17 protein-coding genes and 1 other annotated feature are annotated in these 17,817 nt (G+C 47.6%); of the genes, 4 read left to right on the top strand and 13 right to left on the bottom strand.

The window, feature by feature from the left end:
• Positions 1–86: 86 nt before the first annotated feature.
• The 6 genes from moaA to ACQ5DJ_RS13865 form a co-directional block, all read right to left on the bottom strand.
• Positions 87–1,106: a GTP 3',8-cyclase MoaA gene (gene moaA / locus ACQ5DJ_RS13890; RefSeq protein WP_429842987.1), complete on the bottom strand. Its 1,020-nt coding sequence runs from the start codon at positions 1,104–1,106 to the stop codon at positions 87–89.
• Between the two features lie 201 nt (positions 1,107–1,307).
• The gene (locus ACQ5DJ_RS13885; RefSeq protein WP_429842986.1) at positions 1,308–3,362 is read right to left on the bottom strand and encodes a methyl-accepting chemotaxis protein; all 2,055 of its coding nucleotides are present in this window, start codon (positions 3,360–3,362) and stop codon (positions 1,308–1,310) included.
• 134 nt (positions 3,363–3,496) lie between these two features.
• The gene (gene thrS / locus ACQ5DJ_RS13880; RefSeq protein ID WP_429842985.1) at positions 3,497–5,410 is read right to left on the bottom strand and encodes a threonine--tRNA ligase; all 1,914 of its coding nucleotides are present in this window, start codon (positions 5,408–5,410) and stop codon (positions 3,497–3,499) included.
• Positions 5,411–5,469: 59 nt separating this feature from the next.
• Positions 5,470–5,705, bottom strand: a binding site (T-box leader).
• Positions 5,706–5,730: 25 nt separating this feature from the next.
• Positions 5,731–6,651: a sporulation protein YtxC gene (ytxC, locus tag ACQ5DJ_RS13875; protein ID WP_429842984.1), complete on the bottom strand. Its 921-nt coding sequence runs from the start codon at positions 6,649–6,651 to the stop codon at positions 5,731–5,733.
• 180 nt (positions 6,652–6,831) lie between these two features.
• Positions 6,832–7,938, bottom strand: coding sequence for a cyclic dehypoxanthinyl futalosine synthase (mqnC, locus tag ACQ5DJ_RS13870; RefSeq protein WP_429842983.1), 1,107 nt, complete (start codon positions 7,936–7,938; stop codon positions 6,832–6,834).
• Between the two features lie 146 nt (positions 7,939–8,084).
• Positions 8,085–8,309, bottom strand: a complete 225-nt coding sequence (locus tag ACQ5DJ_RS13865; protein WP_007728577.1) for a hypothetical protein — start codon at positions 8,307–8,309, stop codon at positions 8,085–8,087.
• A gap of 207 nt (positions 8,310–8,516) precedes the next feature.
• Between ACQ5DJ_RS13865 and ACQ5DJ_RS13860 the strand changes: the two genes are divergently transcribed.
• Positions 8,517–9,083 carry a YqaA family protein gene (locus ACQ5DJ_RS13860; protein WP_429842982.1) on the top strand — a complete coding sequence of 189 codons (567 nt, stop codon included), beginning with the start codon at positions 8,517–8,519 and terminating at the stop codon, positions 9,081–9,083.
• Between the two features lie 53 nt (positions 9,084–9,136).
• Here the strand turns inward: ACQ5DJ_RS13860 and ACQ5DJ_RS13855 are convergent, their stop codons facing one another.
• Genes ACQ5DJ_RS13855 through ACQ5DJ_RS13845 form a run of 3 tightly spaced genes read right to left on the bottom strand, consistent with a single transcriptional unit; the run spans position 9,137 to position 12,929 of the window.
• Positions 9,137–10,948 (bottom strand): acyl-CoA dehydrogenase family protein, encoded by a 1,812-nt coding sequence (locus ACQ5DJ_RS13855; protein ID WP_429842981.1) that lies wholly within the window; start codon positions 10,946–10,948, stop codon positions 9,137–9,139.
• Positions 10,945–12,516, bottom strand: a complete 1,572-nt coding sequence (locus ACQ5DJ_RS13850; RefSeq protein ID WP_429842980.1) for a class I adenylate-forming enzyme family protein — start codon at positions 12,514–12,516, stop codon at positions 10,945–10,947. The genes ACQ5DJ_RS13855 and ACQ5DJ_RS13850 overlap by 4 nt, the downstream gene beginning before the upstream one ends.
• A complete protein-coding gene (locus ACQ5DJ_RS13845) occupies positions 12,513–12,929 on the bottom strand; it encodes a MerR family transcriptional regulator (protein WP_429842979.1) in 417 nt (138 codons plus the stop codon). Before ACQ5DJ_RS13845 ends, ACQ5DJ_RS13850 begins: the two co-directional genes overlap by 4 nt.
• A gap of 168 nt (positions 12,930–13,097) precedes the next feature.
• Between ACQ5DJ_RS13845 and ACQ5DJ_RS13840 the strand changes: the two genes are divergently transcribed.
• The 3 genes from ACQ5DJ_RS13840 to ACQ5DJ_RS13830 all read left to right on the top strand — a co-directional run bounded on the left by ACQ5DJ_RS13840 (position 13,098) and on the right by ACQ5DJ_RS13830 (position 14,452).
• Complete coding sequence (locus ACQ5DJ_RS13840) at positions 13,098–13,520, top strand: cell wall hydrolase (protein WP_429842978.1); 423 nt, start codon at positions 13,098–13,100, stop codon at positions 13,518–13,520.
• Between the two features lie 32 nt (positions 13,521–13,552).
• On the top strand, positions 13,553–14,005 hold the full coding sequence (gene gerQ / locus ACQ5DJ_RS13835) for a spore coat protein GerQ (protein ID WP_376897849.1): 453 nt from the start codon (positions 13,553–13,555) through the stop codon (positions 14,003–14,005).
• Between the two features lie 129 nt (positions 14,006–14,134).
• Positions 14,135–14,452 carry a hypothetical protein gene (locus tag ACQ5DJ_RS13830; RefSeq protein WP_429842977.1) on the top strand — a complete coding sequence of 106 codons (318 nt, stop codon included), beginning with the start codon at positions 14,135–14,137 and terminating at the stop codon, positions 14,450–14,452.
• Here the strand turns inward: ACQ5DJ_RS13830 and ACQ5DJ_RS13825 are convergent.
• The 4 genes from ACQ5DJ_RS13825 to ACQ5DJ_RS13810 form a co-directional block, all read right to left on the bottom strand.
• The gene (locus tag ACQ5DJ_RS13825; RefSeq protein ID WP_429842976.1) at positions 14,449–15,591 is read right to left on the bottom strand and encodes a DUF2087 domain-containing protein; all 1,143 of its coding nucleotides are present in this window, start codon (positions 15,589–15,591) and stop codon (positions 14,449–14,451) included. The genes ACQ5DJ_RS13830 and ACQ5DJ_RS13825 overlap by 4 nt on opposite strands.
• 116 nt (positions 15,592–15,707) lie before the next feature.
• Entirely contained in the window at positions 15,708–16,184 is a 477-nt protein-coding gene (locus ACQ5DJ_RS13820) for a PilZ domain-containing protein (protein ID WP_144616966.1), read from the bottom strand.
• A 77-nt stretch (positions 16,185–16,261) separates the two neighbouring features.
• Complete coding sequence (locus ACQ5DJ_RS13815; protein ID WP_007728597.1) at positions 16,262–16,435, bottom strand: hypothetical protein; 174 nt, start codon at positions 16,433–16,435, stop codon at positions 16,262–16,264.
• A 90-nt stretch (positions 16,436–16,525) separates the two neighbouring features.
• Entirely contained in the window at positions 16,526–17,776 is a 1,251-nt protein-coding gene (locus ACQ5DJ_RS13810; protein ID WP_429842975.1) for a GNAT family N-acetyltransferase, read from the bottom strand.
• Between the last annotated feature and the right edge of the window lie 41 nt (positions 17,777–17,817).

Here is a 17,817-nt window from a genome sequence, read left to right as displayed (position 1 = left end):
CCTCTGCTTGTTCTCGAAGTATGAAGTGTTTATACACGCAATTTATATTACAGGGTAGCTTGGGTTTTGTCAAGGCTCATACCTAATTATCCCCCGATATGGGACATTTCGACCTTTTCACGCTTGGCGAGACCAGGCGTTTCGCTTAGTCGTTCCTCCGAGTAGCGGACATCCCGCTGCTCCCAGATTGCACGTATCAGCTCGCGAATCTCTTCATCCGTGCGTCCATCCCTGACTGGTTCGCGCAAATCATCTCCGGATGAAGCGAAGAGACAGTTGTACAATTTCCCTTCTGCCGACAGGCGAGCTCGCGTACAAGTGGAACAAAAAGCTTGGGTCACCGATGAGATCAACCCGATCTCCTGGTCCGATCCCTCATAGCGATAGCGAGAAGCCACCTCTCCATAGTAGTTCGCTTCAGTCGCTACCAAAGGCATCTCTTCATGGATCATGCGCACAATTTCACGGGAAGGTACGACTTGATCCAGCCGCCAACCGTTACTGTTTCCCACATCCATGAATTCAATAAATCGAAGGGTGTGCCCTTGCTCACGGAAGTACCGTGCCATCGGCAAAATATCTTGATCATTAACTCCGCGTTGTACCACCATGTTGATCTTGATCGTAAGCCCGACATCTGCCGCTACACGAATCCCTTCCAGCACGGCATCGACCTGATAGCCTCTTCCGTTCAACATCCCAAAGCGCTCATTATCCAAGCTGTCCAGGCTAACCGTGACCCGATCCAAACCTGCTTCTTTTAGTGCTTGCGCATGGCGGGACAAGAGAGAACCGTTGGTCGTCATCGCAATATCTTGAACGCCTTCTACTTCACGTATCATTCGAATCAATTCAGGCAGATTTCTGCGCATTAATGGCTCTCCGCCGGTAATGCGGATTTTCCCGACCCCAAGTGAAGTAAAAATCTGGGTCAAACGGGTAATCTCCTCAAAGGTCAGCAACTTGCTTTGCGGCAAAAACTCAAAATCCGGTCCAAAAATTTCGGAAGGCATACAATAACGACATCGAAAATTACATTTATCGGTGACAGATATTCGTAAATCTCGGAGAGGACGGTTCCGTAAATCAAGCACTTTATCTGGCATAGATGTTCACTCTCCTTTTATCTATATAGACATTCATCATTACTATCATACCGCATTTCGACTTAGTACCAGTCTATTATCATAAATCGAAATAGCCAAATTTTCAAACGCAAACAGCACATTATTTCATAAATGGGTCCACTTTTGCAAAAAAAGAGTACGAATACCTCCCGACATTCGTACTCTTTCCGTTATGCATTCTTATATTTTAAACTTACTGATCATTCTTTCCAGTTCACGAGCCATCTGATTCAAGGATTCAAATGAAACGGAAAACTCTTCCATAGTGGCCAATTGACCTTTGGAGGAAGCAGCCAGATTTTCAGCATTGTGCGCTGAAATCCTTGCAATTTGGGCAGTCTCGTCTACAGATGCTGCTACTTGTTCCGATCCGGCGGACATCTGCTCAGAGACAGCAGATACCTCCTGAATTTGATCCGTTATCTGTCGAATTTCTTGCAAGATGCGTTGGAAGGCTTCTCCTGACTCCAGTACGGTAGACAATCCATCCTGAACATCTTGGTTGACTGAATCCATCGAGTTGACCGCCATGGTCGTATCTGTTTGGATCTCCTGAATGAGGTTGGCGATTTGTCGAGCAGACTCATCCGATTGTTCAGCGAGTTTTCTCACTTCATCTGCTACGACTGCAAAACCTCGTCCATGCTCTCCCGCACGGGCAGCTTCGATGGCTGCATTGAGAGCAAGCAGATTCGTTTGGGAAGCAATTCCCGTAATCACGTCAATGATTTGCACAATTTCTTTGGATCGCTCACCCAATTGCTTGACTACGGATACGGAATGTTCCACAGAGCCACGGATGGAGTCCATTTGCTGGATAGCTTTTTGGATGGACTGGTTTCCTAGCTGTGCTTCATCCGCCGTACATGTAGATGATTCCGAGATGATCGAGGTGGTTTCCGCCACCCGTTGGATGCCGATCGACATTTCTTCCATCGCTCTTGCGGATTCTTCCGTACCTCTGAGCTGATTTTGCGCCCCGCTCGCTACTTCCTGTATCGTAGTAGAAATCTTGTTCGTAGTATCTACATTGTCTGCCAAGCGAACCGATATGTTGTCTGATGAAGTAGAGAGTGTGTTAACCGCTTTTTGGACTTCCCGAATGAGTCCTTGGATGGATACTTGCATCACCTGAATACTCTGACCAAGCATGCCAATTTCGTCTTTTCTTTCCAAAAGATTTTTGGGCAATTCACCAGTAAAGTCACCACGTCCAATCTGTGCAATCTGGTCAACAATGGCAAGCAATGGCTTGGTGAATTTGTGCGAGAAAAGAACGGATGCGACAACCGCTAGTAAGGCAAACAAAAGGCTCAATGCCCCGATGATGAAACCGATTTGATTGGCTTCAGCAGAGAGCTCAGCTTTTTCGATAAACGAAATATATTTCCAGCCAGTTTTGTCTGAAGTAAAGACGTTAGCCAAATACTCGGTATCGTTCATCGTGACCGCAAAGCTACTTGCGGTATTCTCTGCGATAGCAGCCAATTCAGGAATTTGTGTATCTTTCAGGTTTTTCGAATTGAGCTCGGGGTTCTTGGGATTAGCCAAAATCGTTCCGTCTTTGCCAACCAGCATGAGATAACCCGTTTTCCCGATCTTAATTTCTTTCAAAATGTCGGTTAGCCCTTTTAAATTCACATCCAGTCCAACAACACCCAGTGGTTCACCCTTGTCATCCGTAAGCATCGTCACGTTACTGATCACGATACTGTTGTCGCCCAAATAGAGATACGGATCTGTCGTGATCACTTTTCCGGGATTCTCCATTGGGGTTTTGTACCAATCCCTTGTACGCGGATCGTAATTCGGAATGACATCATCTGTCGGCCATTGTATGTATCCTCCGTATTTTGTCGCTAAATAAATAAATGCAGTATTCGGATGAGAATCGACAAATCGCAGGAAATCTTGAAAAATGGCCGCCTCTACTCCGCCATTTTGCAGTGGCGTATGCTTGGTTTTGGTTGGTTTGTCCATATACGTCGTGATGGTGTTATTTGCACTTTTTAATAAAGGACTACCTGCTATCAGGTTTACGTTTTCACGAATCGAGTCGAAATGCAGGTTAATCGCGTTGTCTACTTGAGCCACTTCTTTTGTCGTGGACTCTTTAAAATAAGTATGAATTCTCTCCTCCATTTTGACATAGACAAATGAGCTAATCACTCCAATCGGGATTAAAATAATAGCAAGAAATGCTGCTATCAGTCTTTGCTTGATGCTTACCCGCATACGTATCCCCCGCAGTTCTTCTTGATGTCCATATCTATAATTACCCTACATTCTTTTCCCGTTCTTTTTTCCAAATAAACGTATAATGAAAAAAGCCGCCCAAAACTTCAGGGCGGCTTTACTTCTATACGCTTTTACTTCATTTCATTGATTTCAGCGCGGATTTTCTCTACAAACGCATCCACTGTCATCGCGCCTTCATCGCCCACTCCGCGTTTGCGAACGGACAATGTACCGTCAGCCACCTCTTTTTCACCGATGACCAGCATGTACGGGATTTTTTCAACTTGTGCTTCACGAATTTTGTAGCCGATTTTCTCATTGCGGCCATCCAACTCTACACGAATGCCAGCTTGTTGCAGCTTTTCTCTTACTTGTTCTGCATATGGCATGTGCACTTCGCTGATGTTCATGATGCGTGCTTGGATTGGAGTCAGCCAAATCGGGAATGCACCTGCGTAGTGCTCGATCAGGATTCCAATGAAGCGCTCCATAGAGCCGTACATCGCACGGTGCAGGACAACTGGGCGATGCTTCTCGTTGTCTTGACCAACATAAGTCAGGTCGAATTTCTCAGGCATCTGGAAGTCCAGCTGGATCGTTCCACATTGGTGACGGCGTTTCAGCGCGTCGGTAATTTGGAAGTCGATCTTCGGTCCGTAGAACGCACCGTCTCCATCTTTGATTTCATATGCCATACCGAGCTCATCCAACACTGTTTTCAGAGAGCTTTCTGCTGCTTCCCACAGCTCATCAGAGCCCATGGAATCTTCCGGACGAGTGGACAGAGCCACACTGTATTCGAATCCAAATACCTTGTAGATGCTGTCAATCAAAGTGATCATGCCTTTGATTTCGCTCGCGATCTGATCAGGACGGACAAATACGTGCGCGTCATCCTGGCAGAAGGTGCGCACCCGCAGCATTCCGTTCAATGCCCCGGAGTACTCATGGCGGTGAACTTGCCCGAACTCGGAGTAACGGATCGGTAGGTCGCGATAGGAATGCATTTCGTTTTTATAGATCAGCATGTGACCTGGGCAGTTCATTGGCTTCAAGGCGTAAGTCGCGTTGTCTACTTCAGAGAAGTACATGTTCTCTTTGTAATGATCCCAGTGACCGGATTCTTTCCAGAGACGCTCGTTCATGAGGAACGGAGAGCGCACTTCTGTGTATTGTGCCAATTGTTGCAGACGGCGGGAGAATTGCTCCAGCTCATTGCGAACAGTGAAGCCTTTTGGCAGGTAGAACGGCATACCTGGTGCTTCCTCGGAGAACATGAACAGTCCCAGTTCTTTACCCAATTTGCGGTGATCGCGCTTTTTCGCTTCTTCGATGAAGTGCAGATATTCATCCATGTCTGCTTTTTTCGGCCAAGCTGTACCGTATACGCGTTGCAGAACTTGGTTTTCTGCTTTTCCGCGCCAGTATGCACCTGCCACGCTCATCAGCTTGAATGCTTTGATGAAGCCAGTGGACGGCAAGTGCGGACCACGACAGAGGTCGAAAAATTCGCCTTGCTCATACATCGTGATAGTCGCATCCTCTGGCAGGTCGCGAATCAGCTCCAGCTTCAGGTGATCGTTCATCTCTTGGAAAATCGCAGTTGCTTCTTCACGGCTTACGACTTTGCGGCGAATCGGCAGGTCTTCCTTCACGATTTTTTCCATTTCTGCTTCGATTTTGCCCAAATCCTCTGGGGAAAGAGATACTGGAATATCCATGTCGTAGTAGAAGCCATCTTCAATCACAGGACCGATACCGAACTTCACTTCAGCGCCGTAAATGCGTTTTACCGCTTGAGCGAGCAAGTGAGCCGTACTGTGGCGGTATACTTCCAATCCGTCAGCAGAATCGAGGGTAACGATTTCAATCGCTGCGTCATCTGTAAGCTCTGTGTACAGATCGACAACCTTGCCATCTTTTTTACCAGCTACTGCCTTTTTCTTCAGGCTAGAGCTAATGGAGCCTGCGATGTCTTCGATAGTAATCCCAGCGTCGTATTGACGAACGGCTCCATCTGGGAAAGTAACATGAATTTGTGCCACTGTGGATTCTTCCTTCCTGTATCTTGTTTGGTTGAGAAAATAAAAAAACACTCATCCCAAAAAGGGACGAGTGTGTTCTCGCGGTACCACCCTACTTCAAGTCTGTTCACCAAAACAGACTCCTCATTCCATGTAACGGTATTTAACCGGCATACCGATAGTAAAAGCCTACGCTTCGTTCCCGGTAGCTACTCGAAGGTGGTAGATCAATAACAGTTCGCAGCGAGCTTCCAGCCTATGGCCCGCCTCTCTAGAGCGTCCTTACTATTGTCCGTGTCCTTCTCATCGTATTTATAAGCGATGTAAAGTTGTTGTTGCTATTATAGTTTAGAGGGATTATTCCCGTCAAGTACACGTCGCTCGGATAAGCAAAGCGAACAAGAGTGGCAAGTAACGAGCCGACTGTCAAAAATACTGCGGATCGTCTGTGCAAGCCCTGGCTTTTCCGATGCCATATGGAGCACGATACTCTCAGGAGCCAGTGTAACCAAAGCACTGACCAAATAATCCTCGTCCCTACATTTTTGTTCGTCCATGTTCAGCACGGTATCCAACTGTTCAAGCCAAAGACGATCCCCTTTTTTGTCATAAAGATGGAAAGGTTTGTCCACACTAGGAACGACATGAACGACTTCCTGCTTCGTTTCCTGTACAGCGATGAAATAGCGCAACAGCTCGACAAACTCTTGGTATTGCTTGTCTTCCAGATATTCATCAATGCCAGTTTCCACGAGTTCGAATAGCTCGTTCCAATGCTCCTGTAGTCGAAACCGGACGAAGCCCAGGACGTTGATCGTTCTCTCCCACTCCAGATAGGTAAAAACTTTGCGATATACGTTTGCCTTGCGTGTCGTAGCTGTTAACAGGTCCCTATCAGCAAGCTCGACTTCTTGGCACATGCGTTGAATATAAGGAAAAATCTCTGCCCACTCGGTCTCCATCTGTTCGGCAGCGAGTAAGTCAGCGGCCATTTCCTCCATAATTTTCGGTTCCTTCACCTGAATGACCCATTCGGCTAATGTAAGAGCAACGAAGGCTCTCGCCCACTCGATAGTCTGCGCGTCATACTCAGTCTCACACCAGCTTTGAAAGTAGAACAAGAGGTATCCGTTCTCTTCTTGCTCCCTGTATGTAATGCGCACCGGTGCAGTGTTGACCCGCTCCGTCATCTCATTTACGATAGCTCGATACGTGTCACAATGCTCAGGGACATTCTCCAGCAATACGCGAAACGTCTGCATAACCATCCCCCCAACCGCCATTGTAGTTACAGTATATGTCCCGTCAGGAGCGATATACTTTTAAACGGTTGGAAACTCAGGGAAGGTTGCAGGTAAAAACTTCCTGATTAAAATACCAAAAAACGCTTCCCTGTCGGTTTCCCTTTGTTAGGAGGGGGCAGAGAAGCGTTTTTCGGTTATTTAGTTTTGCATGACAAAATCACGTTCTGCCATCTCGCCGTCTTTGAAAACGCGCAGAGTGTCATACTGTGTGTTGCGCTGTGCAGGGATTTTGCCTGCGCCGCGAATGAGCTCCAAAATTTGGTTCGTGTTAACCTTGTACGTACATGCCGCTGCGGAAACAACATTTTCTTCCATCATCGTTTGACCGAAATCATTCGCTCCGTAAGAGAGAGAAAGCTGACCGTAATGCGGGCCCATCGTCACCCAGGAAGATTGGAAGTTTTCAATGTTATCCAGCATAAGGCGGCTGATTGCCAATGTTTTCAAGTATTCCTCTGGCGTGTTGTTGACAGCCTTCATGTTAGTGTTATCTGGCTGGAAGGTCCAGACGATAAACGCTTTGAAGCCGCCTGTTTCATCTTGTGCATCGCGGATGCGCAACAGAGAAAGCACGCGCTCCTCCATCTCTTCTCCAAAACCAATTACCATGGTCGCTGTACCAGGCAAGCCTGCACGGTGTGCGGCTTTCTGAGTATCAATCCAGTCAGTCCAAGAACCTTTCAATCGGGAAATCTTCCGACGTGTACGATCATCGAGGATTTCGCCACCCGCTCCCGGCAAGGAATCGAGACCCGCTGCCTTCAGTTCTTTCAGCACTTCCTCGACAGACATGTTGGAAACTTCCGCGATTTTCATCACTTCCGCTACAGACAGAGAGTGCATCGTAATCTGCGGGAAGCGTTGCTTGATCGCGCGCAACAGGTCGGTGTAATAATCCAGCTTCAGGTCAGGATTGGTACCGCCTTGCATCAAGATTTCCGTACCGCCTACGTCTACGGTCTCCTGAATTTTTTGGAAAATAGTCTCTCTGGGTAGAACGTATCCTTCCGAAGAGCCTGGCGCTCGATAAAAAGCACAAAAACGGCAATAGGTGTCACATACGTTCGTGTAATTGACGTTGCGGCTAATAACAAAAGTCGCAATCGGCTCTGGATGATGCTTTTGCATGACCAGATTGGCGTAATGTCCGATCTTCTCGATTTCATTGCTCGCAAACAAAGCCAGACCGTCTTCGAGACCCAGACGTTCACCTGCGAGAGCACGTTCCAATATAGAATCGATCATAAGGATCACTCCTTGTACCATACGTAAATTCCATCCCACATCATAACACAATACTGGGACATCGGCTATAGCCCGAGGTGCTGGCAGATTCACTGCCATACGCGAAAAAACCCTGCAAGAGACAGGGCTTGGAATCGCAATTATTCTTATTGTTCTTCATATCCGATCTGTTCGTATACTTCTGGCTCCCAGTAAATCACCGTTTGCGCGAGTGGCAAATTCGTTTCGCGCGCTCCGTTTGGTTGGCCATTAAAATAGATAATTTCTGTTATGGATACCCGATCACCACGTACGTCAATTTCCCCTGACAATTGCAAGTTAGTCCCGTTTGGCGCATAGAAAACGACTTTTCCCGAACCCAATGTTTTCATTGGTTCCTCCCATGATGTTTGTCCTGTTTCCCTACATTTTAGTGGATAATCTTTCCTAGCGTCAATGAAAAAACAAGGACTTCATTACCAATATTCGACATAGGATAAGCTCATTGGGCCACTTACATCTAACTCCAGTTGTGGTCTTTCTTTGGACAAACTGGCATAGGATAGCTACAATAGAAAAAACCTTGTAAGGAGATGCTCATGCTCGAACATATCACACAGCTATTCATGCAATATGGGATGTGGGGACTTGTTGCTATGGCATTTTTGGACTCATTTATTAGTCCGATTCCTCCGTTTTTTATGCAAATTGCGATGAGTCTGCTCGATCCAGGCTCAGCGATTCAGTTTGCGACAGTAGCCTTTACTGCTTCCGTCCTCGGCGCTCCCATCGGATTTTTTTTGGGGAGATGGCTAGGAAAACCACTTTTGCACAAGCTTCTCCCTGAAAAATGGGTGATCGTTGCGACGGAAAAATTCGCAAAAAACGGGGATGCTGCCGTACTGATCGGAGCTTTTACCCCCATTCCTTTTAAGGTTTTCACTGTGCTTTCTGGCGTATTCAATTACTCGCTAACCAAGCTCATGTTTTATGCGATCATCGGGCGGGGATTGAAGTTTTATTTGATCGGCACCTTGTTTTATTTATACGGAAAACACGCCAAGGTTCTGATCGATGAATACTTTGAGATCACGCTGCTGGCGATCGCAACAGGGGTTGCTGCGATCTGGTTTATTTGGAGTATGCGCCGCAAGCGGTACGCGTAAAAATCAAAAGCGCCTTCGCCACCTCTAATAAGTGGTCTGAAGGCGCTTTTTGATTATCGGGTCGGAACAATAGCGGACTGTTGGGCCCACTCTTCAACGCTGACAGACTGATACTCCATCAGTTGGGTAAAGAACTGTACATCCAGCAAAGAATCGGCTTGAATCCCCCGCTTTTCTTGTGAATGGAAATGCTTTTCGGCATACAGCTTTGCCAAAATGTATTTGCGGGCATTTCCCTCGCTTGTCACCTGATCCTCTGCTTCACTGACGATGCATGATAAGGTGTACAAATCTACCATATGGTCTGCGAGTGTTTTTAATTTGTACGTGATATAATCGTGGGTCTGTTGCATGAGATAGGCGATATTCTCCTCCAGGATGGCCAGTTCTGTCCGAATCAACTCGGTGTACGGCTGTGAAAAGGCATGCTTCCAGCCAGCAATGCGCTCCCGAAGCAATCTGCTAAACACTTCATGGCTGTTTTCTTTTTGCATCACACGCAAAATATCGAGTGCAAGTATATTCGAGGTGCCTTCCCATACGGTCAAAACTTGCGCATCACGCAACAGACGCGGCGTCACGTATTCCTCGATATAGCCGTTACCGCCATGAATTTCGATTGCGGTATGGGTCGATTTGACAGCCTCTTCCCCAGTCCGGTATTTCAGCAAAGGAATCAGCAGGCGAGCAAGCGCGTTATCCTCTTTGCTAGCGGAATTAGACTGCAAGCGATCATAAACAGCAATCATATCAAACACCGCACCCGTGCTAACCTCCGTATCCAATAAGAGGCTCACCAGCATTTCTTTTACCATCGGGTACTGATCGATTGGATTCCCGAATGCACGACGTTGCTCGGCATAATACCTCGCTTCGTAAAAAGCTCGACGCATGATCCCAATCGAGGCAATCGCGTTGCATATGCGAGAGAGGTTCAGGGCTTCTGCCATGTACTTGAAGCCGTTCTTCGGCTCCCCGATCAAATAGCCCTCTGCTCCGTTCAACAGTATCTCCGCAGATGGTACGGCGTTGACGCCCAGCTTGTCTTTCAAGCGGCGGACCTGGATGTGATTGCGTTCGTTGTCAGGCTTTATCCAAGGCACCAAAAACAGTCCGAGCCCTTTTGTCCCCGGTTTCTCCTCATCGATTCTCGCCAAAACAGTTGCAACAAATGCTCCAGCATTGCTCGCAAAAAACTTTTCTCCCGTCAGTCGGTACACACCCGGTTGACCTGCTACTGGCTCTGCTACAGTCAAATTCGCACCGACATCCGAACCGCCCTGTCTCTCCGTCAGCCAAGTAGCTCCCTCATACAAGCGAGTGCGATCGCGAGAGGTCAGTCCTGTCAGGTACTGCTCCTTCTGTTCTTCGCTGCCGTAACGATCAATCAAATAAGCGGCTGACATCGACAAGGTGACAGGGCAATAGAAGCCCGGCTCAGACTGACTCACGAGATAGCCCATGAAAAAGGAATAGCTGTACGGTGCTTTTCTCCCCAGCTTAGGAATGTCTTGATACAAGTAGCTGACGATGCCTGCTCCGTAAACTTCTGCTACTGTTTCCTTGTAGCCTTCATTGGTAATGATCTCAGAAATATCCTCACCCAACCGATTGTACTTGCGCAATCTCGGCTTGCCTTCTCTGTCTGTATAGGCGGCACGTTCATCGATGGGTCCCGCTACTTGCGCCCCTAACCAGCTCAACTGCTGTCTGGCCCATTCATGCATGGAAGCAGGGAGATAACGTTCCAGCAAGTAATCGAGGTTAGGATCTGCTTTGAAAAAATTTTGTGCCAGTGGTGCGCGCGGATGGGGGATATTGTCGCTGTATGTTCGTTGATCAATGCTCGTTTGCAAATCACTCATCGCAGTTCCACTTCCTTTTGGGAACTGACATCACGCAACACATGCTTCAGGACTTTTCCGCTCGTGTTCCGCGGTAGTGCAGGAACGATATTCACCTGTCGAGGGAGCTTGTAATCGGCTAGATGACCACGCAAAGAGCCTTGGATTTCCTCTAGCCACTCTCGACTGGTATCGACTCCTGGTTTCAGCACCACATAGGCCGTAACCGTCTCGCCCCACTCAGGATGCGGCAAACCTACAACAGCTACCTCTCCAATCGACGGATGACGCTCTAACAGTTGCTCGATTTCCTTCGGGTAGACATTTACCCCGCCCGTAATCATCACGTCTTTTTTGCGATCAATCATCCACAGAAATCCATCCTCATCCACACGTGCAATATCGCCAGTGTACACCCAACCATCGCGTACGGTTTCTGCTGTAGCCTCTGGATTGTTGTAGTATCCTTTCATTGTCCCTTCTCCACGCAAGCGAATTTCACCGGCTTCGCCAATGGCGCATTTCTCTCCTCGCTCGTCTACAACCTCCATTTCGACGAACAATACACCACGATTGCCTATACTGCCGATTTTGTCTGGATGCTCTCGGTGCAAGAGACACATTCCGGTAGGCCCTGCCTCCGTCAAGCCGTATACGCACGCCAGTTTATCGCGTCCATAAGCTCCTTCCATGAGCGAAGCCATCTCTTTGGACAGCGGAGCCCCGCCATACATCCAATATTCGATGGAAGACAAATCGTATGCCGCAAACTCTGGGTGCTTCATCGTCAACAAATACGCCACTGGCGCTCCGAAGAAATGCGTAATCCGATGCTGCTGCACCAAATCCAAAAGAAGCTGCGGCGAGAAGGTCAGGGCCATTACCTGAGTGGCGCCAAGCATGAGCCCTGCAATGAAAAAGAGATGAAGGGGAGCCGAATGACTCAGCGGCATCAAATGCAAAATTCGTGAACGATGTGACATCGTCAGTTCAATCGACATCATTTTCGCGACAGTCAATAAGCTTCTATGTGTATACAGCACCCCTTTAGGCCGTCCAGTCGTGCCAGATGTATACAGGATGCTGACCTCGCTATCTTCGTTCATGTTCGCCAAATACGGCCACAAAGAAAGCGCATTCATTTTATCAAAAGAAAAGACCTTGGCATCCCAGTCAGCGATTCCATGCCAAATCCCTTGGCTCGCACCTGTTTTGATTGCCATAAGCTGTGGCGTTTGGAGGACCCACTCATTCACGATAGGCACGAGGGCATCATGAACAAGAAGTGCCTTTGCACCGGCATGTTCACATATATGTCTTACTTCTTCTTGGGTTGAGCGCGCATTGATCGGAACGACGAGGGCACCACTGCGAATGACGGCGACGTAAAAAATGGCAAAGTCCGGGCAATTTGGCATCAACATGACAACCCGATCCCCTTGCCCGATGCCAAGCTCTTGCAAATGGCAAGCCCACTGAGTAGAGCGTGTGTCCCACTGGGAAAAGCTGACCTCTACATCTCCTGCAATCAGCGCGGATTTGTCAGGGTATTTCCTTCCGTTTGCTGCGAGCAGAGCTGATACGTTCATCGTTTCTCCTCCTCATTTTCTTCAAGCAATTTTTGTTCAAAGTTTTGCTTGTAGACGAGAATGTCTTCTCTCAGTTGTCGGAGTTCCATGATTTTCTCGTCGATCTCAGCCAGCTTTTGGTTGCCGTACTCAATCGTTCGCAAAAGCTGCGCACGACCTGTACGGTCCTCGCCGAACAGCTCAATCATCTCGCGGATCTGATCCAACGAAAATCCGAATCGCTTTCCTCGCAGAATGAGTCGCAGCCTGGCACGATCCTTTCGGTTGTAGTACCTGCTTCCCTTCTCTGTCCGACTGGGGAAAATCAAGCCGAGCTCCTCGTAGTACCGAATCGTTCTGGTGCTGACATCCAATTGTTGAGCGAGATCAGAGATGGTCCACGATTCATCCTTCGGTATTCCTTCTCTGCTCATGTCCAGCGCTCCTTACTTACTTTTATAAAATTCACAATTTACCGAATAAAATGATTGTAACTTCCGTTTACGTCAACGTCAACTTGATGAAAAATTTATTGGGCCAATCACCAATCTATTATTCGCCCATATATTGTTATTGTGATTTTTGTGGAAGGAGGTGAAGCAATGGCCGTCATCAAAGCGAACTCCAGTGATGTCGATATGCTTGCCAGACTGATTCGGGCCGAGGCTGAGGGTGAAGGTGAGTTGGGCATGCTGATGGTTGGCAACGTTGGGGTAAATCGGATTTTAGGTAACTGCCTTGACTTCAAAAACATTCGCAGCATGCGTGACATGGTCTATCAATCTCCGGGAGGATTCGAAGCGATCCAGAAGCCGTATTTCTATCAACGGGCCAGGGAAAAAGACAGACGACTGGCACAGCGCGCAGTCAACGGAGAGAAAACCCGCCCTGCGAGCAACGCATTGTGGTTTTACCGTCCTGCCGGAAACTGTCCAGCTACCTGGTGGGATCAACAAAACTCCGGTCGCTATAAGGCACACTGCTTCTTCGTTCCAACACCAGCAGATTGTCCACGCGTCTACTAAAAGGATTAGATAGATAAAGGAGCGAGTTCATCATGAGTCAACAAATGCCTTACACTGGTTTCCCTCAACAACAATACGGCTACGACATGTACCCATCCGCACAGTATCCATACGGCATGCCTCAACAACAGCAGCAGATGATTCAGCAGCAGCAACCTCAACTGGTTCCGATGCAGCCAAGCGGAGCCTGGATTCCGGGAACGCCCATTACTCCTGGGCAAGTGCTAGAAGAATCGTACATCGAAAACATCCTTCGCCTGAATCGCGGCAAAGTCATTACGGTGTACCAAACGTTTGAAAACAACAGCCAATGGAACGCCAAAATTTTCCGTGGCGTCCTCGAAACAGCTGGCCGCGACCACATCATTCTCAGCGATCCGCAAACCGGCAAACGCTATTTGCTCCTCATGGTCCACACGGATTACATCACCGCGGATGAAGAGTTGAATTACATTCCGCCTCAGCTTCCAACAGGAGTTCGGTAAGCAACCAAACACAAAAAGACAGTTTCCAACGGTGAAGTGCCCCCGAGGAGAACTGTCTTTTTGACGTTTATACAATTCCATGCTATTAATGAGTGAGAAACACGACCGCTTTGCAAAGGATGAAGAAGAGTGGCATTTGGGATTACACGAGACGAACTGAACCGTTGGAAGCAAGCCGTTAGTCGAGGCGAATTGGCGTTTCTCACCCACTATTGGCTAGACTCACGGTTTCCCGGCATCAAAACCGTTACAAAAGTGGGCTGTGCCAATTATTCATTACTGACAGACTGGTGCCTTGCCAATGGACTCGATCCTGTCTACATTCATAACCGTGCACCCTTCCCACATTTTGATTTACTTGGCGAAAAACAATTCCAGATCTTGCAAAAGGAAGGCTTGTGGGATCACTTGGAGCGCTTCCGCATGCTGGATGATCGACAAGACTAGGACGGATCTTTTTGTACGTGATAGCCTCGATCCCCATATGGCGCCAGCTTTTTCATCCATTTATCTTCGAGTTTTTCCAGTACATCCTTCCCATCAAAATACGGATGGTCTTTCTTCTCAACCTTCTCTAGTACTTCGATGTCAAAAGCGTCCGGACCGTATTTATCCCAGTCTTTTTGCAGCTCACGATTAGGATGCGAGCCATGCTGAAGCATGAACTTTCTACCGTTGATCGTTTTTAGGTTATTCGTGCTGGCGATAAACACTTTGTCATTTTGCTTGTTCTTAATTTGATAAACGCCTGCATCGGTTTCTACTTCCTTGTACATCTGCTTGAGCTCTTGTTTGCGATTCATCTGTTGCGCCCCCCGTTCCACTTCTTCATTTTCCACAGCGATCCGCCAATATTGACTGCCGTCTGCCTGTCTATCCATCAACCCAACATCGACTAAATATCTCCGCAAGGTCACATAATCATCGTAGAGACCTTCCAAAATCTCATTCACTTCCCGCTCAGTGTAGAAACGATCGAGCTCGAATTTTTTGGAAATCTCTTCGAGTAAGATGAGTTTATGCTTTTGCTTGCGCGGGAATCGCTCTAATCGACCTGATAGTCCATTCGGCAAGAGTCTCTTTACAATCGCGGCATACTCTTCGGCTTCGTCTTCTTTCGAGATATTCTTTTGCTTGCTTGATTTGGCATCGTTGGACGATTGATGTTTATCCGCTTCATGCAATAACTCCATCATGACCAGCAACACCTTGGCCTGACGTTCTTTTTCCTTGAGTGCAAAGCGGTGGTTACGGATCGTCGATGCACTGCCGATCCCCATTTCATGTTGAACCTCGGCGTCTGTCTTGCCCTGATAAAAGAGGCGAAGCAAATTAACCTGATGATCAGACAAGCCCGTCAATCGTTTATCCAACTGGCTCAAATGAGTAAAGACAGAACCGTGCACAGTCTCGATATGATGGCGCATAAAGCGGGACGCTTCGTACAGGGCACCCTCCACTGGATAAATAATTCCTTTCTCTACCTGTTCCCCACAGAGCAAACACATATAATGTTCGTCTTGTTCGATGTAACCTTGCTTCCATTCTTGAAGGGAAGCGCTCCAAAATGCATCATGAAGACTCATATATAAACACAACCTTTAATCGTTTGATTTATTATAGATAACTTATCATTATGTTTGCTTTGTGTCAAACAAAAAAGCTCCCTGTTGTGTACTCGCACAACAGAAAGCCTTTTTGTCTATGCTTCACTGGCTCGCATCGCAAGACTTGCTTGGGACAGCTCTTTTAAAAATGCCAGGCGATCACCTTTATAGAAACGGCCCTCTGTTGATGTCCGGTTTTGCCGATAGCGGATCGCCAAGCGGTTTACCAACCGATTGATCTCCAGATGTTGTTCCTCTTCCATTGTAAACCGTACGGCGTATTCGTAATAGTCCGTTTCCCACGGAATCGTGCGAACGACGTGGCCGTACATTTTCAGAGCCTGTCCGCACAATTCCGTCGCAAACTGCAGAACGAGCTGGTCATTGGCTGGCATTTTGAGATGAGAGAGAAATCGAAGTCCACCTGCTCCGATATCCTCGATCAATACCTGTGTGCTCCCAATCTCCATGGTTTTCCCTTTGATCAGCACAATAGTCATGTCTGCACAGAGGGCGTATTCTAGACGTAAGCGAAAAAATTCACGTTGATGCCCCTCTGATCTACCTGGCATTGTCTTCTCCTTCTTTCTCTTCTCATAGTGGGTAACACGCAAAAGAAAGAGCGCCTGTCACCTTGGCGCCTTTCTTTTTATTTTTTGGGCTTTCGGTATTTGATCTCCTGCTCTTTCACCTGAAAGCGATTCCATAATTCTCTCTCATCATGTGTGATGGAATCATGCTTTTCCAGCCGGAAGAGGAGTCTAACGACCACCCAAACAATCAAAAGAAACGCAAAAAAGATAACCAGTGTAAGAAAGATCATAAAACCTGCCTCCTCCCATTTACTAACAACATATGGGAGGAAACAAAATAAGATAACCAAATGTGTCAAAAACGTGACAAACCTTCTTTTTTAGAAGGTAGTTACACATCGCGGCTTCTCGGGAACAGCAAACAGCCTATCCAAAATCGGAAGCTTTTCTGGAGCATCCAGCTCCAATTGGCCGTATTGATACAGCCTGCGGGCAGTTACTACCCCCATCACGAGTGAAGAAAAATCCGAAATATCTAGCTGCACCGAAACGTCAGGCTCCACTGCCTCCCCTAGTTCCGGACGTCCATCCGCAAACTTGATGAGCCATGTCCCTGCGTTCTCAGGCAGAAACGAATCGCGGATCGTCAGCTTTACATTTACCGTTTCGGAACCAAAATGGTGGTGGGACAGCTGACGGAAAAATCCCGGCACATCAATGATCCGATACATCAGACCGACTCCAGATGCATGACTCTCATGATAAATGCTCCACAACGTTGTATCCGTTCCATTGCCCGGATCAGACAACAACAAGTGAAAATCTTCGTCCGGCGTCGTGAACTCAATCCGTTGAATCTGATCGGCCTGACTACGCAGGAAAGAGAGCAATTGCGCGAGTGCTTCGCGGTTCTCATACTGAAGCTCTCTTACTTCTATGTTGTTGAAGAGTTTGTTTTTTTCATGGGCGCTCTGGAACTGGAAAGCGAGATAGCCTCCCAGCCTTCCTTCCTTTTTGAAGCCGACGATAATCATTTCAGGAACATCCAGGAGTCTGTCCCAGTCCCGATCTGTTCGCTTGATCATGCCATGCGTTTGACGGGCTATTCGATGATAGCAAGCAGACAGTTCTTCTTTGTCCTCTTTTCCTATATAGACGATTTTGTCCTTGCCTACAAACGGCAGACTGGACGCCTTGAACTTGTATTGGTGAACCTTGGTCCCTATTCCAAAACCCATTTGCTTGTAAAAATCAACACGAAACGGATAGAGAGAGAGCAGTGAGATTCCCCGCTCCCGATAGCTGGAAAGAAAACCTTGCAGCATCGACATGGCCACTTTTTCCTTTTTATGCAAAAGGTCTACGGCGACCAGACCAATCCCGCCAGTCAAAAGCGGTGTACCGTGAACATTCATAGGGAAATCGTACCATTTCATAATTCCCACCAGTCGTCCATTACGGTAGCATCCGTGGTAGCTGACGTGTGGGTCGTTCTTGATCGTCTCCCTTACGCGTTCGGCAAATCGCTGTCTGCTCTCTGCACCCAGTATGTTGCTTCCAGGGTAGCTCATCGCTGCAATCCTAACGACCTCATCGATATCGTCAATGGAAATCGGTCGAATCTCCTCCATCGTCCCATCCACTCCTGTCCGCAAGAAATTGGGCATCTAGG

The sequence above is a fragment of the Brevibacillus sp. FIR094 genome, from assembly GCF_050477165.1.
GTDB lineage: Bacteria > Bacillota > Bacilli > Brevibacillales > Brevibacillaceae > Brevibacillus.
This window is presented reverse-complemented; position numbering and strand designations above follow the sequence as displayed.

Bases quoted from the DNA above. Each gene is read 5' to 3' on its own strand.
- ACQ5DJ_RS13845 (WP_429842979.1), bottom strand. From the start codon at position 12,929: ATGAGCAGAGAAGGAATACCGAAGGATGAATCGTGGACCATCTCTGAT.
- ACQ5DJ_RS13825 (WP_429842976.1), bottom strand. From the start codon at position 15,591: ATGAGTCTTCATGATGCATTTTGGAGCGCTTCCCTTCAAGAATGGAAG.
- ACQ5DJ_RS13855 (WP_429842981.1), bottom strand. From the start codon at position 10,948: ATGAGTGATTTGCAAACGAGCATTGATCAACGAACATACAGCGACAAT.
- ACQ5DJ_RS13850 (WP_429842980.1), bottom strand. From the start codon at position 12,516: ATGAACGTATCAGCTCTGCTCGCAGCAAACGGAAGGAAATACCCTGAC.
- gerQ (WP_376897849.1), top strand. From the start codon at position 13,553: ATGAGTCAACAAATGCCTTACACTGGTTTCCCTCAACAACAATACGGC.
- ACQ5DJ_RS13865 (WP_007728577.1), bottom strand. From the start codon at position 8,309: ATGAAAACATTGGGTTCGGGAAAAGTCGTTTTCTATGCGCCAAACGGG.
- ACQ5DJ_RS13840 (WP_429842978.1), top strand. From the start codon at position 13,098: ATGGCCGTCATCAAAGCGAACTCCAGTGATGTCGATATGCTTGCCAGA.
- ACQ5DJ_RS13820 (WP_144616966.1), bottom strand. From the start codon at position 16,184: ATGCCAGGTAGATCAGAGGGGCATCAACGTGAATTTTTTCGCTTACGT.
- mqnC (WP_429842983.1), bottom strand. From the start codon at position 7,938: ATGATCGATTCTATATTGGAACGTGCTCTCGCAGGTGAACGTCTGGGT.
- ACQ5DJ_RS13860 (WP_429842982.1), top strand. From the start codon at position 8,517: ATGCTCGAACATATCACACAGCTATTCATGCAATATGGGATGTGGGGA.
- moaA (WP_429842987.1), bottom strand. From the start codon at position 1,106: ATGCCAGATAAAGTGCTTGATTTACGGAACCGTCCTCTCCGAGATTTA.
- ACQ5DJ_RS13810 (WP_429842975.1), bottom strand. From the start codon at position 17,776: ATGGAGGAGATTCGACCGATTTCCATTGACGATATCGATGAGGTCGTT.
- ytxC (WP_429842984.1), bottom strand. From the start codon at position 6,651: ATGCAGACGTTTCGCGTATTGCTGGAGAATGTCCCTGAGCATTGTGAC.
- ACQ5DJ_RS13815 (WP_007728597.1), bottom strand. From the start codon at position 16,435: ATGATCTTTCTTACACTGGTTATCTTTTTTGCGTTTCTTTTGATTGTT.
- ACQ5DJ_RS13885 (WP_429842986.1), bottom strand. From the start codon at position 3,362: ATGCGGGTAAGCATCAAGCAAAGACTGATAGCAGCATTTCTTGCTATT.